This window comes from Oceanobacillus sp. FSL W7-1309 (genome assembly GCF_038002145.1).
Lineage (GTDB): Bacteria > Bacillota > Bacilli > Bacillales > Amphibacillaceae > Oceanobacillus > Oceanobacillus profundus.
The window spans coordinates 1,384,536-1,399,787 of the sequence record NZ_JBBOBX010000001.1; the positions used below are offsets into that span (position 1 = coordinate 1,384,536).

The 15,252-nt window shown below is 34.4% G+C and carries 12 protein-coding genes and 1 pseudogene; all 13 read right to left on the bottom strand.

Going from position 1 to position 15,252, the window contains the following annotated elements; translation table 11 throughout:
- Positions 1-191 precede the first annotated feature (191 nt).
- The 13 genes and pseudogenes from NST46_RS21855 to NST46_RS06380 all read right to left on the bottom strand — a co-directional run bounded on the left by NST46_RS21855 (position 192) and on the right by NST46_RS06380 (position 15,214).
- Positions 192-968 (bottom strand): annotated as a pseudogene (locus NST46_RS21855) (SDR family oxidoreductase).
- Between the two features lie 317 nt (positions 969-1,285).
- The gene (locus NST46_RS06325) at positions 1,286-1,444 is read right to left on the bottom strand and encodes a hypothetical protein (protein ID WP_158586240.1); all 159 of its coding nucleotides are present in this window, start codon (positions 1,442-1,444) and stop codon (positions 1,286-1,288) included.
- A 102-nt stretch (positions 1,445-1,546) separates the two neighbouring features.
- On the bottom strand, positions 1,547-2,992 hold the full coding sequence (locus NST46_RS06330) for a carbon starvation CstA family protein (protein WP_341136939.1): 1,446 nt from the start codon (positions 2,990-2,992) through the stop codon (positions 1,547-1,549).
- Between the two features lie 310 nt (positions 2,993-3,302).
- Entirely contained in the window at positions 3,303-4,187 is an 885-nt protein-coding gene (locus tag NST46_RS06335) for a VOC family protein (protein WP_341136940.1), read from the bottom strand.
- Between the two features lie 88 nt (positions 4,188-4,275).
- Positions 4,276-4,716, bottom strand: a complete 441-nt coding sequence (locus NST46_RS06340) for an SRPBCC family protein (RefSeq protein ID WP_341136941.1) — start codon at positions 4,714-4,716, stop codon at positions 4,276-4,278.
- 204 nt (positions 4,717-4,920) lie between these two features.
- On the bottom strand, positions 4,921-5,787 hold the full coding sequence (locus NST46_RS06345) for a fructosamine kinase family protein (protein ID WP_341136942.1): 867 nt from the start codon (positions 5,785-5,787) through the stop codon (positions 4,921-4,923).
- Positions 5,788-6,105: 318 nt separating this feature from the next.
- Complete coding sequence (locus tag NST46_RS06350; protein WP_445321732.1) at positions 6,106-6,924, bottom strand: right-handed parallel beta-helix repeat-containing protein; 819 nt, start codon at positions 6,922-6,924, stop codon at positions 6,106-6,108.
- 346 nt (positions 6,925-7,270) lie between these two features.
- The gene (gene lanKC / locus NST46_RS06355; protein ID WP_341136944.1) at positions 7,271-9,874 is read right to left on the bottom strand and encodes a class III lanthionine synthetase LanKC; all 2,604 of its coding nucleotides are present in this window, start codon (positions 9,872-9,874) and stop codon (positions 7,271-7,273) included.
- Between the two features lie 49 nt (positions 9,875-9,923).
- Positions 9,924-10,757: a class I SAM-dependent methyltransferase gene (locus tag NST46_RS06360; protein WP_341136945.1), complete on the bottom strand. Its 834-nt coding sequence runs from the start codon at positions 10,755-10,757 to the stop codon at positions 9,924-9,926.
- 190 nt (positions 10,758-10,947) lie between these two features.
- Positions 10,948-11,064, bottom strand: a complete 117-nt coding sequence (locus NST46_RS06365; protein WP_341136946.1) for a class III lanthipeptide — start codon at positions 11,062-11,064, stop codon at positions 10,948-10,950.
- Positions 11,065-11,443: 379 nt separating this feature from the next.
- On the bottom strand, positions 11,444-12,058 hold the full coding sequence (locus NST46_RS06370; RefSeq protein ID WP_341136947.1) for a response regulator transcription factor: 615 nt from the start codon (positions 12,056-12,058) through the stop codon (positions 11,444-11,446).
- A gap of 4 nt (positions 12,059-12,062) precedes the next feature.
- Complete coding sequence (locus NST46_RS06375) at positions 12,063-14,078, bottom strand: sensor histidine kinase (RefSeq protein WP_341136948.1); 2,016 nt, start codon at positions 14,076-14,078, stop codon at positions 12,063-12,065.
- Between the two features lie 230 nt (positions 14,079-14,308).
- Positions 14,309-15,214, bottom strand: coding sequence for a polyprenyl synthetase family protein (locus tag NST46_RS06380; protein WP_341136949.1), 906 nt, complete (start codon positions 15,212-15,214; stop codon positions 14,309-14,311).
- Positions 15,215-15,252: the final 38 nt, after the last annotated feature.

The window sequence follows — 15,252 nt, forward strand, 5'->3', positions numbered from 1 at the left end:
AGAAGGTATTCTTCATTCTAGTCGGCTTAACAGTTATGCATTGAATTGTTGTAAGCCCAACCTGAAGCTTTTTGAGTTCAAATGTGTGCGGAATACTGAAGAAGCAGGGAATCTGTTTCTGATCCCCTGCTTCTCCATATCTAGAACTGTTTAATTCATTTATCCGCGTTTAAATAATATCTAATTGAAACTTAATATTTATAAGACTGTCCACCATCAATTGGCACAACAGCGGCATTAACAAATCCTGCATGGTCAGATAAAAGGAAGGCAGTTAAGTAGCCTACTTCTTCCGGTTTACCGAAACGTTTCATTGGGTTTGGCTCGACAAATGCTTTTCCAACTTCTTCCCAGCCATCTTCGCCACCCATTTGTTTTAATGATCCTTCAACCATTGGGGTCATAATTGCCCCTGGAGCAATTGCATTAATTGTAATACCGTATTGGCCATACTCAATTGCAGAGTTATGTGTTAATCCAACTACACCATGCTTACTAGCGGCATAGCCTGATTGGTTGCCAACACCACGAATGCCACCTACTGAAGCAGTATTTACTACGTGCCCGCTGCCATTTTCCTTCATCACTTTCAGAACATATTTTAAGCCATAGAATAGATAAAACAGTAGAAGCATTTGGCACGATTGATGGATTCTTTAATAATGCTGGAATTGAAGGAAAACAAAACCTAACAGAAGATTTCGGTTCAGATGAATTCCAAAAAGTTGTTGATATTAACCTGAATAATTTTTTACTTCATCCTCATTAGCAACGTTCGCCGTTACTAGAAGAACTTCTGCACTAGGTGCTACCTCAAGTACTTCCGTTTTTGTTTCTTCTAATCCCTTTTCATTTAAATCAACTAAAGATAATTTTGCCCCTTCTTTAGCTACTTGTAATGCTACAGCACGACCTAGACCAGATCCTGCCCCAGTGATAAGTACTGCTTTCCCTTCGAACCTTTCCATATATGTCATCCCTCTCTGCTGTTTTTATATTCTAATACTTTTAATTTAATTATATTTAATTAAGGTATTTTGAATATAGTATAAATGTATCGTAATCATTTTATTTTGTCAATTTAAAGGTCCTGAGATTGACCCTTTATACTTTCTCCGTTTTAGTCAGGCGTATTCATTTTTGCACTATTTCTCTTAACGTTTTCGACCCGAGCAACGCCTATCAATGCTTGGATGGTTCTATTCAACTTACTTATGGGACAGTTTTGCATATGGAAAAACCCTGCCACTTCTATATAAAGTGACAGGGTAATTGATGATATTTATCATATTGACTTTAGATTGACGGCTTTTTTACCAATAACCATATAACTTCCGAATACAATGGTGAAAATACCAGCTAGAAACATGATAATTCCAAAAATATTTGTCGCAATTCCTTCAAACAGAAAGAACCTGACAAACTCTCCTATATCTTTATCCATCCCCGTAATCTCCTTTTTGGGAACGTAGGGTCAGGCTCATCGCTCCAAAACAAAAGGTAATTTGGGACAACGAACTGAAGAGAACCTTTGTCCCTTCACCCGCTACCCTGCTTTCACATCCGAATCCTCATAGTTGCCGGCTGCTTTATGTTTAATAAGTTGTCTTACAAACCAAGCAAGTACAGCCAACCAAATAACCATTCCTAAAATCAGTGAAATACCATAGCCCAGATTAAATCCCTCTGGTGCGTAAAACCAATACGTACTTACTACCGCTGTCATGAACAATGCAGGAATACTGCAGATCCAATGAAACTTGTTATTTTTTAGAAGATACATGGCTGCCGTCCATAACATTACCGCAGCAACAATCTGATTCGATCCACCCACATAGCGCCAGAGGAAGCTATAATCAATCGTAGAAAGATATAGTGCTGGTCCTGCTATAGGAATAATAAGTAATGCTAGCTTCCCTTTTCCTTTAAAGTCTTTTTTAGTTATTTGAGTCAATAATTCCGCAAGCATCATTCTTGAAGAACGTAATGCCGTATCACCGGTCGTAATTGGAAGGACGACAATACCCAATATCGCAAGAATCCCGCCAAATGTCCCCAGTGTTGTTAGACTGATTTCATTAACAACTCCAGCAGGTCCTCCTGCGTTCAGTGCTGTCTGCAATGCACCAGTACTGCCAAAGAAGGTCATTCCTGCTGCTGCCCAAATCATGGCAATAACCCCTTCACCAATCATTGCTCCATAAAACACTTTTCTGCCTTCACTCTCTTTTTTCAAGGTTCGAGCTAGTATTGGACTTTGTGTACTATGAAACCCAGAGATTGCACCACAAGATATGGTTACCATTAATAATGGCCAAATTGGCATCTCTCCAGGATGTAAATTACTTAATGTTAAATTTGGAATCGAGTAATCAAAAAAGAACAAACCAATTCCAATCGACACAGCCATAAAAATTAAAATCGCTCCAAAAATCGGATAAACCCTTCCAATTACTTTATTAATTGGCAGAACTGCTGCAAGTACTAAATAAACGAATATAATAAGAAGCCATGTCGTAAAATTTAGTGGTGTTATTTGCGTCAGTAATTGAGCAGGTGCTGCAGTGAAAGCCGCCGCTACCAAAACCATTAGAAATATCGAAACGATTGTCGTGATATATTTTAAATTTTCTCCCAAATATTTACCGACAATTGTCGGAAATTGCGCTCCATTATGCCTAAGTGATACCATTCCGGAAAAGTAATCATGTACCGCTCCAGCAAAAATACAACCAACAACAATCCAGATAAATGCTACTGGACCATAAAGCGCACCCATTATTGCGCCAAAAATCGGACCGGTTCCAGCGATATTTAAAAGCTGAATTAAACTCGCTTTCCACCAACTCATTGGCATATAATCAAGACCATCATTGTTTGTATAGGCAGGCGTTGGGTTTTGGTCATTAATGCCAAAAATTCGTTCAACCACCTTCCCATAAACGATATAACCAACAATTAACAACACAATAGATGCTATAAAAGTAACCACCGCTGAACCCCCCTTTTTCTAAAAATTTAAATATAATAATATAATGGATAGTATGAAAAATCAATGACTTTTGACATTTTTCTACAAATTTCTACTATTTCAAGTAAGTATTTGCCATATAACCAATTATCCAGTTATATAATCAAATATATTTCTTAATATCCAGTAAAAAGAGGTCAGCTTATAGAGCAGATGAGTTATTACACCTTAAAACGAATGGAGTGTAACAAAATTCACCCCTATCTCTAAATACAAAACATGGCCTTAACTCTATACTACCCAAGAGTTAAGGCCATGTTTTGATATTACTTTATTTTGCCAAACGAGCTCTTTCCAATGCGCTAATGTCAATTTTCTTCATTTTCAGTAGTGCTTCAGAAGCTCTGCGTGCCTCATCCTTTGGCCCATTAAACAAAACTTCATCAATGTTATCCGGAACAATCTGCCAGGAAACACCGAATTTATCTTTGACCCAACCGCATTGTTCCGATTCTGGTACGGCAGAAAGCTTGTCCCAGTAATAATCAATCTCTTCCTGGTCTTTACAATTAATAATGAAAGAAAATGCTTCATTAAAAGTAAAATCAACGTTCATTCCATTATCCATTGCTGCTATATTCATTCCAAAAAGATTGAAATCAGCATATTTCACGCTTGCCTCTGCTGATTGTGATTCACCAGGTTCATACTTGCTGATTATCCCTGTTTTAGCATGTTCAACTATTTCGGTGTAGAAGTTTACTGCTTCTTCAGCCCTTCCACATGCATCCCCAGAGAAAAGCATGTTTGGCGTAATTTTCTGTGAAACCTGCTCTTCGTCTACAAGCATCAACTGCCAGGACAACCCATAGCGATCCTGCACCCAGCCATACAGCTTGCTAAACGGATATTCCCCAAGTGGCATTAATTCCGTGCCCCCGTCTGCTAATGCCTCCCATTTGGTGTTAACTTCTTCTTCGGTCACGCAAGCAACCATTAACGAAACAGTTGGGTTCAATTTGAAATATGGGCCCGCACTTATTGCTTGAAATTCCTGACCAGCCAGTTCAAAGCTTACTATTTCCGAGTCACCAGATGGCGTGTCTCCAATAACAGCCACATGTAGTAATTTGGACTGATCAAATAAACCGATATAAAACGAAGCTGCTTCTTTTGCTTCCTTGTCATACCACAAATGCGGAACTATTTTTCGCATAAAATCCCACCAATATTTAGTGTTTTTTACTCTGTATTCTAGTATTTCAAAAATGTCGTTGTTTCCCCACCATTATGAAAAACAGCTTTTAAATTTCTTTGGTAGAGATAGCTTCACTATATTTTTTAAAATTATCAAGTATCGCCTGCCACCCTGCTTTCTGCATCTCAATGGAATTGGTATTTTCAGCTTGGAATGTCTCCACTACCTTTGTGCCATTTTCCTGACCAATAAACGTAATTTCAACTTTTCTACCGTCCTCCAGCGTGTAAGAAATTAACTCATACTGCTTAACTTCATCATAAACGCCTGTGAAATCAAATCCGAAGCTGCCGTCTTTCGCTTCCATTCGTGTTAGGAAGTTACCTCCCGCTCTTAAATCGTTCTCTGCTTTTGGTGCATGCCAGTCATCAGAAGCATTGGACCATTGTGTGATGTGCTTTGGATTCGTCCAGCATTCCCACACTTTTTCAACTGGTTTTTGAACTGTTGTATCAACTGTTATGATTTCTTTCTTACTCGATTCCATTCTTAACACCCCGCTATTGTAGAATTAAGTTAATCATATATGTAAACGCTTTAATATTCAACTAGGATTCTAGATGAATTTCATTACATAAAATCATTTCCCCTAAATTCCTACATATCAAATTTAATCACAATAATTTCTAAGCTGATGGAAACTTCAAGAAGCTGTTCATCCTCATTCACAATGGTATGCAAATAATCCTTTCTATCCAACATACTTCCTAACAATTCGGTCGACTGATCCTCCATACGATTCACCAAACATGTTTAAGTGAGCTAGTAGATAATATAGTTGATAAAGTTCTTTTCGTGTTTCATATTCCGGTGATAATGGAAACACAGAATGGTACGCATCATAAAAACGTTGTGAAAAACCTCCAAATAACTTTGTAAAAGCCATTTCAAACTCATGGTCTCCATACAAAATGGATGGGTCGATTAAATAGGGTACTCCACCCTTACCAGTCATCCAGTTTCCTCCCCAGAGATCTCCATGTAATGTACTAGATTTAGGATTATTCGGAATCCACGTATCAAGTTTTTCTAGTAATCTCATTAGTTGTTTGTTTCGCTCTCCAGATATGCTTTTTTGTGATTGTCCTATTTTTATTTGCTCCAATAGGCGAGCATCACGATAATAAGTAAGCCAGCTATTGTGAAGATGATTGTCATGCATTAGCTTCCCGATATAACTTTTACCTTCCCATCCAAATCCAGGACCCTCACTTAAATGCAATGCTGCTAGACGCTCACCTAAGATCTCATCCGTATTATTTTCTTTTTTCCCTTCAATCCATTCCATAAATAGCATTGGTATTTGTGTTTCCTTATCCTTCTGCACACCATAAACAGCAGGAACATTTATCGCTCCTGTTTGACGAATGGCAGAAAGTCCTTCTGCTTCAAATTCGAAAAAGGAAACATCCATTTCTTTATTTAACTTAACAAAGTATTCTTGGTGTTTTGTTCGAACATAATATGCTTCATTAATATCCCCGCCAGTGACAGCATGAATTTCTTGAATTTGTTCTTCTTGGATTTGTTTTAACCCTTTTTGGATGATAGGTTTCATGGTATCGCTCCTTGCTTAAAGAAATGAGCTGCTTCAATGATGTACATCGTTTTCCCCTATACTTTAATATAAAACGCCTAATTTGGAAAAATCCGCTCTTACTGATTGTACAAATGAGGAGAGCAATTTTCCCTTGAAGTTTTTACGCTTCTTATGAGGCTTACAGAGATGCTTTCAATACTAAACAATTTGTCGATTAGAAACAATCCATTGTTGAAGCAAATATGGAATAAGTAGTATGTGAATATATTAAATATGGTTTAAAGATAAATGAAATTAATTAGATGGATCCCAGCCCAACTTTTTATGAGGGCTGGGTTAATTATAGAAGTTAACATAAGGATTACTTGTCCCCCGCTTTCGCATCCTTGGAAACCTAACCCAAGTCTTTATCCACCCGGCATGATGGGGCTGGAAAGCAAGAAGATGTCCGAGCTTTTGGGCAAAGTCAGCTGCCCTTAGCTCGTCCCCGGAGATGCCATCCAAGGTATTATCATCCATGCTGAGGTTTTTCCCCGCATCAATCCTAATTCCGTTGGCGGTTTGTCGAATGACGTTGCCCTCAATTTTAATGCCTGAGGGAATTCCTCTGCCTCTTCCGTCAGTTCCGTGGTCTTCACTGAGGTGAATAGCCCAGAACTCGTCACTACCTCGAGTGATGTGGTTACCGGGCAACTCCGTATCCGGTGCATTGCGGACTTCGATGCCAGTATTTGAATCCTCCCTCGCATTGATTCTGTTGTTCTCGATGAGAGTATTAGGAGTTCCCAGGATTACGAGTATTCCCTGACTGTTTCCAATCAGGTTCTTGGAGTGCACCCAGTTTCCAGATCCTGAGGCGTCATGCTTGTTCTTGGACCCGCCAGAATTGCCCAGTGCAATACCCGCTCGTTGACCATTTATGACCATATTTTCCCGGATCTCATTCAGGTATTCACCTTCGCCGTGTAGGTCGATGGCATCGAGGTGGCTGCCGATAATAGTATTTTTCGCAACGAGATTATTGTGCGTGGGGAATTGCAGCAGAATGGCGTGACGCAAGTGCTCTCCATCAAAAGTATTGCCGATTATGATATTGCGCCTGGAATCGTTGGCGGCATTCGGATCATGCTGGTCCGCTGATCCCTCGATAGCAATGCCGTAGCCCTGTCCGCCCGGACCAACGGAGTTGCCTCACTGATGTAGTTTCCAGAGAGGGTCACTTCATTGGCATAGCTGGAGAGGTTTCAAATATTCCTGGATGCCTTGCATGATATACTTCTCCTTTAAGTTACCAATGGGAATTATTGTAATTTCCATCGTATCTTTCTTCAGTTAGTATTTGTTTCCAGCTAGTCTACTATAGTATTTAAAATGTTGTTTATTTTATGCCGTACAACGAAACATATATTTGTTACTCAACTAAATAAAATGAATAAATCGCATGAAATTAGTTTTAAAAACATTGATTCCATGCAATTTATTCATACTTTACTAATCTCATTTAATTCAAAGTATATGTCTCTTGGAGGAAACCTGTCCGGTTATAAAAACTAACAATATTTATTAAAGGTAATGTATAAAGTGGATTATCCTCGAGAATCCCTTCAAGTGCTAATATAATTCCAGAACTGCCTGTCTGGAAGTCATCAGACAATCTATAGCAAAGATTTCCAGGAATTAAAATATGATCTTCCTTATAAATTAAGAATAAATTTATTAAATTTATTACATTTTCCTTTGTGTCCACATATTTAGAGTTATTTTCTCCTAGCATTGGGGGAATTAATAAAAAACTTCCAGCCCCATCATATAGACCAGCGCTAAGTGTACATTTAACACCATTCAAATTAGCAATCAAACTTAACTCTTCTTGAAAAAGTTTTTTCCCACTTACATGATTCAAGTATACTATTGCTGTCCCTATTCCTATTGAACCACCTGAAAGATATGGTAATAAACGATTGGTATTATCTAAAGTTTGTAGCGTTTCTTTTGATTCCTGCGTTTTTTCTAAATCCTTATTAATTAAATCAAATGCTCTATTTAAATAATTTTCATCTTTTGTTATCGCATATAAAGCTGAATAAAACAGTGATACACCTGACCATCCATCAATTAGTCCAATTGGGATACCTGACCAATCTTGTGATTTTAATTCGTTATTCTCTGAGATAAAAGTGTCTATTAAATTAGATATAAATTTTATTTTTGTAAGATATTGTTCATCTTTTTCTTCTATATATAAACTAACTAGAGTGAGACCAATACCCGAAAGACCTGATCTTAATGTAATATCCGATGCATCTAAGTTCTTGTCAATTTCTGAAAGGATGTTTATTGCTTCTTTCTTATAGCCAATTTCATAAAGTAGTGATCCAATACCCGCTTTACCTGTATATAGACCGTTTTGTGAAAGGGTGTCAGAGTTTCTGATTAAGTAGTTATCAATCCAATGAGTGATATCATCAGTTAAATTTCCCGTTCTCCAAAGTGCTAAAATTGCTCCTGCAGCACCATTTTGTATATTTAATTTCCCTTCATTATCTATATATTGTCTTATATCACCATGAATTAACTTATCGCTAAATACTAAGTTTTTATCAATCCCATTACTTATTCCCTCTATGATTGAAAGTATATTGTTGTTATTTATCATAACTTGATTATCAGCGTAATTATCTTCTTCTATTGTTGAAAGATGTTTATTGCATTTATTTATTATATCTTGTAGAAACTTTAGCACATCTTCACCAAAAGTTTTTCCAATCCATTGATATTGGTATTCTTGCTTCTTGGGATCTATGTCTTCTATATTTCCAATTGGCATAAAACAATACCTTAAAATTTTCTTTATGGCATACCAGTCTCTCTCTCCGTTATTTTTATTTTCTGGATGGGAATATGCATAAGTTCTCATTGGTGATTTACCTTCAAAATCTTTTGGGCGAGCTGTTTCAAAATCAATGAGAGTTACCTTTAAATCTTGAGATATTATTATATTTGCTGGTTGTAGATCTCCCATACCGATACCTTCTTTATGCATGCTCTCCACAATATCTACTAAATTAGAAAGAATCTCTATTACATTATCATTATAAATGTGAATATCGCTGTTTGCTGTATAAGGGTAATTTGCAGAAGTCCAGTGTTGCAAACTTATACCATCAACATACTCCTCTATAAGATAACTATGTTCCCAATAAGTAAAGTAGTCTAGAACATTAACTACACCGTCTACTTTAGATAGTTTTGTTAAAGCGTCAAATTCAACTTTTTGCCTTTCTAAAGCATCAAATTTATGACCGTCCAGCCCCGCTTTTGGTCTCGCCTCTTTTACAATTACCTTTCTTTTATCCTTTTTCCTCTCTGCCTCATATATTCCCCCACCATTAGTAAATCGAATTGCACTTTTAAATTCATACTCAGCAAACTTATTACTTTTAGTATTGTCTTCTATGGTATATTTATTATTTACAGAGTCTATATATTGATCAAATTCTTTAGCAAAATCAGGGACTTGGTAATAAGGGACTCTTTCATCTACAATCAAATTCTCTTTTTCATCCTTTATACACATTTCACCATCTTCGTTGAATATTGCGATAAAACCACCGTATCTATAATAAATATTACTATTCCTCCAACGTTTATCGCTAAATATATAAGGTCCCTTTTCATAGGTTTGTAGTGTATTATACAATAAACTCAATAAATTTAAGAAAGCTTCATTACTAGGTGGATAAATTGTAATAAATTTTCCTGAACTTGCTCTATTTGCAGTTTTTGAGTTTGTGTTTATGAATTCATATTCACTTTTAAGATGTTTAAAAGGTATTTTACGTGCTACTAATAGATCACTGACCTTACTTAATATCTGTTTTGCATTATTAATAGTTGCACTAATATGGATTTTCCACCCTTGCTCTATTAAAATACCTTCCTTAAAATTATAAACTTTCCATACTGACTTTTCATCATTACTAATGATACAATCATCTGGTAAATTCATTACCAAGTATTTTTCACTAGAGGGCGTTAGATTATTGGGAACAAAGTAATTCGAGTCTTCATTTAAATAGTCATAATAAGCTAAATTTTTATCCATTAAAATATTCCCCTTTCCTCTCTTTTGTCTATCAACAATCTTTTTTAGATTACTTTTCTACTACAAGAGCTATGCTATTGCCATCCTCACTATATTCATCACCTGAAACATTAGAATAGATTCCTTTTGTTTTAAATCCTGCGTCACTAGTTTCTTTCTCAATTGTATTTTTGGTATAATATTGATTCCAATAACTATATGTTTTTGGAGAAGCATCCTCTAATAAAACTGTTGTTTTTGTTAAGGTGACTAAATCTGAGTATTTTAGCTTTTGAATGAATCCAATGTGCGGCTCTGTCGATAACAAGCTCTGTTTCTTGTTAAAGCTCCAAATTTGTTCTTCTTTAAAATCGTTATAAACATTTGCAGAAAAACCATCAATGATTAATACCCCACCCTTATTCAAACTATTATATATATTCTCCAATATTCCTCCTCTTTCTTTTTCATTTAAGGAGCTATAGGTATAGTAAATTAATAATGCTATATCATACTTATTCGTCCCTTCATATTCCAGGATATCTTCAACTCTATATTCGATATCTAAATTTTCCTTTTCCGCTTGTTTTTCAGCATAACGTATTGAACTTTCCGAAAAATCCACCCCCGTAACTTGATATCCTTTTTTTGCCAATTTTTCACAGTAAAGTCCGGGGCCACAACCTAGATCAATAACTTTCTCATACTCGTTAGGTGGAGAAATATCTGCTATAAAGTTTACACACTTCTCTATAAAAGAATTATTCGCACTGCCTCCAGGAGTATTAGGATTTAGATGTTCTTGCATTACTAAATTTGACATTAAAGGATCTGTCCATATATCATCAGGACTAGGTTCAAATACATCCGGCTTTTTTAGATGCTCAAAAAGAAGATTATTCATTACAATTCACTCTCCCAAATATATATTCGATATATTATTAGCTCTATGAATAAACATAATAATTATAAAACTCATAACCATGATAATACGGTGTTATGTAAGTGAAGGCCTAGTTGAGAAATAAATTCAACTAGGCCTTCCGTTGATGTATCTTCTGTTTTGTTCTGATGTATGTCTGTTTTGTTCGTTATTAACAGTTTGAGCTCTGTGTTGACCAAAGTGTAGTCAAGGTAATCGGAGTCCAAGCAACAGCTACGTCTCCTGCCTCATTTTGAGGAAGTTTTTGTAAATTTAAAACTTGTTCCATGTCGTTTCCACCTCCTAAGACTTTGTATTTGTAGATTAATAGTTTGATTATTAACCTTAGCTTCATACTAGCATAAAAATTGACTGTATATTCCCTAAATATACCCTATTTTTATTATTCGGAACACCCTAGGTTTTATTGCTCCGGCTTTACGGCATTCCCATAGTTTTAATACTTAACACTGCTTAGAGTTTTTGGAAGAACAACAAATAAGGTTTTATGCTCAAATGTTCTTAAGGTTTGATCTAATGCTTGAAATAATTTTTATGTTCAGAAATAAATATAAAATATAATTGCCATACTCAGTGAATAATGCAAAGGAAACTTTCATTATCTACAATAGGATGAGAACTTTTTATAACTAACAAATTGAGATTTGCTACTGTTCTAAGTACTCATTACTTAAAGCCATATTTAATGCTTCGATTCTAGATTTAACACCTAATTTTCTATATATTTTGGTCAAACGATATTCGATGGTTCGATCGGAAAGAAATAACTTATCAGCAATTTCTCTGTTACTTAACCCTTTTGAAATTTCCTTTAATACTACCAGTTCTCTTTCTGTCAATCCATGCTTCTTACTGTCGGATTTTATCATATTTCTACTTTTAAAAATACTGATAGGCACAATAGTTTGACCCATTGCAACTGTTTGAATTAAATTAAGTAGTTCAGATATTGTCGCTGTTTTACTTATAATTCCACTAATACCTATATCAGTGAACAATTTCAAGCTTTCCTGTTCCGCAAAACCAGTATACAAAATAATTTTTCTACTCGTATTCATTCTTAGTAATTCTCTTGATAATTCAATTCCAGTCATCTCCGGCATATGAATATCTACAATATAAATATCAAATTCCTCTTGCATAGCTAAAGCTTCTGCTCCTGAAGATACATAATGGGCTGATATTTCTCCACCTTTTGTTAGGATGGTTTTCGTTCCTTCCCCTACTAGATAATGATCGTCTACAATTAATACTTTTAGCATATTCTCACCTCGGTATCGTTATATATATATGCACTTTCTTTGGATTATCCGTAGCAAACTCAATAGCTCCATTAATATTATTAATTCGTCTTACTAAACTATTCAGTCCAATTCGACCCTGGTGGAGTGCTTCTTTATATTCAAAACCTTTACCATCATCCAGATAATCAATGTTTATCTGATCTTCCGTATCCCAAATAATCATTGATACTCGTCCTGCATCAGAATGCTTTATAGCATTATTAACTAATTCTTCTATTACTCGATAAATCAATAACGGTTTTTCGTAGTGGTCAAAGTCATCTGTAGTTAACTCTACTTCATAATTTAACTGAAACTGTGATTTTTCTTTAAATTGATAAAGTAATTCGTTTAGTGAATAGGCCAAACCTTTAATCGATAATGTATTGGGAATCATTTCTGTAGATGTTCGTCTTGTTTTATCTATAATTTCTTTAAAACTTTCTTTCAGATTTATAAATTCAGGTTGGTTATTTATAGTGGTAAGCATATCTAATTCTCTATAAATATATATTTGATCTTGTAAAATCGTATCATGAATATCTTCAGCAAGTCTTCTTCTTTCTGTTTCAGCAAAATGGAATAGAAAACGTGATATTGCAGTAGATGTAATCTTTTCTCCCTCAATTAGCTGATTTACAGAGTCTTCATTCATTCTTATTATTTCATAGGTAAGTCGTAGGTACGAAATAAAAAGAATAAACCAAGACTTATCATGGATACTAATGCGCGTATGTTCTTTATGGTCACCGATCCACAGGTAGTGTACACTATCAGAATGCCTTGATAAACAGACTCCAAAATTATTTTCATAGTCGATGATTTGACCATTAATATCAATAATCTGCTCAAGAGGAATATTTTCAAAGTTATTTTCCCCTATTAAATACTCTTTTTCTATTAGTTTTGTAACCGTATTGTATTTTATGATTGTTGCATCAACCATATTAAAATTCTTTTTAATCTCTTTTATTGCAATTTGGTTTACGTCCTGTCGTGTTAAACAATTCTCTAATTCTAGTATTAGCCGTTCAATAAATTGAATAATATTATTTTTATCTTGAAAAAGAGAATTACGTAACAAATAATCAATTTGTTCTTTTGCGAGTAAAAACATTGTATTTAATAATAGTATAATAAAAAACGCTTGTACCAAATCAATAATATTAAGTTTAGGATAAAGTAAAAATAAAACCAGTATTATAAAAGATGAGATTATCAACGCTAAAGCACTATAATAAATAGTCCGGTTAAAAATAAATTGAAGATCTAAGAGCTTTCTGGTTAGCATTAGGTAGGTATAGCCAATTGGAATTACAAAAAAAGTCCATGCAGTTATGTAAGCATTAACTCCTTCCCCAAAGATTAGAAGAGGCAAAGCGTGTAAAAATATAAATGGGGCAAATGCCACCAGTGGAATAACTAACATCCAAATTAGAAATGGTCTTTCTCTCTGTCCCTTATGTACTAACAAGTAGTAAACTATCTTGAACAAAGGTAATGAAATATTAACGGAAAAGTAAATAACAAATATAATCTTACTAATACTTAGCATTCCTTCAAAGATAATCGCAAAGCAGTCAATGCAAATTACAGCTAGTAAAAGGTAAGTATTTAGTCTTTCGGCTTTATTTTGTCTTCTTCTAATGATTCTTCTATTAAATAATATTTCCGTAGTAAATTTATTAAAATAATAACTACTTAACGGAAAGGAAGCACTGAATACAATGATAGCTACATAATTTTCTATTGATTGTACAAGTGAGGTGAAATAAGATAAAGAACCTGCTAGTAAAAAATATATAAGGTATTGACTGGATTTTTTATCACTATGTGTGTATATAATATAAGTTAAGATGGAAGTAATTGCTGAAAAAAACACTGGTAAAAATAATATATTCCAAGCATTATTATATTCTCGAACTATTAATATGAGTAAAAAAATATGTAGTAAATAAAATGTTGTCTTTACTAGTTTATATTTATTTATTTTTAGCATTTATCTTCTACTCCTATTTTTTCCTTATCTTGAAAGGAGGTGTGAAACAATGATAATGCAACTTGTTCAGCAACAATTAAAAAAAGATTCAAAGAACATTCGATCAAGGTTTTGTAGCAATGATAGTCACCTAGATATAAATCTTCAGCTTACATCAGAAGAAGTACTTTTTATTAACAATTATTCCAAAAGCAATAGTAACAATACCGTTTTTTCTCTTCCAGTGCCTACTAACTGGAGATAATACTTAATAATAAACCTTTTTGTTCTTTTGCTAAGTTTAATTCACTGATTATTCGCTCATATTTACCGATAAATACTTTTTCGACAACTGAACAATATAATAGTGCATCTCCTCTCATCAAATCTTGGTGAACCTTTACAACATCAAGATTTGATGATTTCCTTAAATAATAGTCTTGAATCGCTGTGTACTCCTCATCCACTGTGTTTAAATAGTATAAAATAGGCAGTGTTCTTTTCTTATTTAATAGATCCTTTTTTTCAAAACCATTTTCCATATCGTAAACATCATTTCTAATTTGAAAAATTACTCCCAAATAGTTGGCGTAATCAATTATTTTTTTATGTATTTGTTTATGTATGTTCCCTGCCCCTAATAAGCATGCTAAAGCAATTAAAGACCCTGATTTCATGTGACACATATACAAATAATCCGATTCACTAATTAATTCATTTTTTAAATCTATCTGTTGGCCAGAAATTGATTGCAATATTAACTGTTGAGTATGTTGTTTTATCCAATCTGTGTCTTCTTTTTTTCCTATACCATCTATCTCTTTTAAACAAATAAGTAATATCCCAACAACAATATTAAAATTGAATGCGTCATTCAATTTACTCCAAGGTGCGTCTTTATGCGCATCTTTATCTTGCATATCATCCATTATATCTGAGGCAAGAATGATTAATTCTATGATTGTCATTGCTTTCATCTTGTATTTCGTAACCTTATTCTCACTAAAGACCTCAAAATGGATTCCGGTTATTTTTGCAAATTCAATTGACTGATTAAATTTGTATTCGATGTAACGGTTTGTATCTTTTTTAATACTTTCTTCCATAAATCCTTTATCTACAAACAATCTCGCCATATCTATTAATTTCGCTTCCAACATTTTTCCCCCTCCAAATTAACCATACCACATATTTA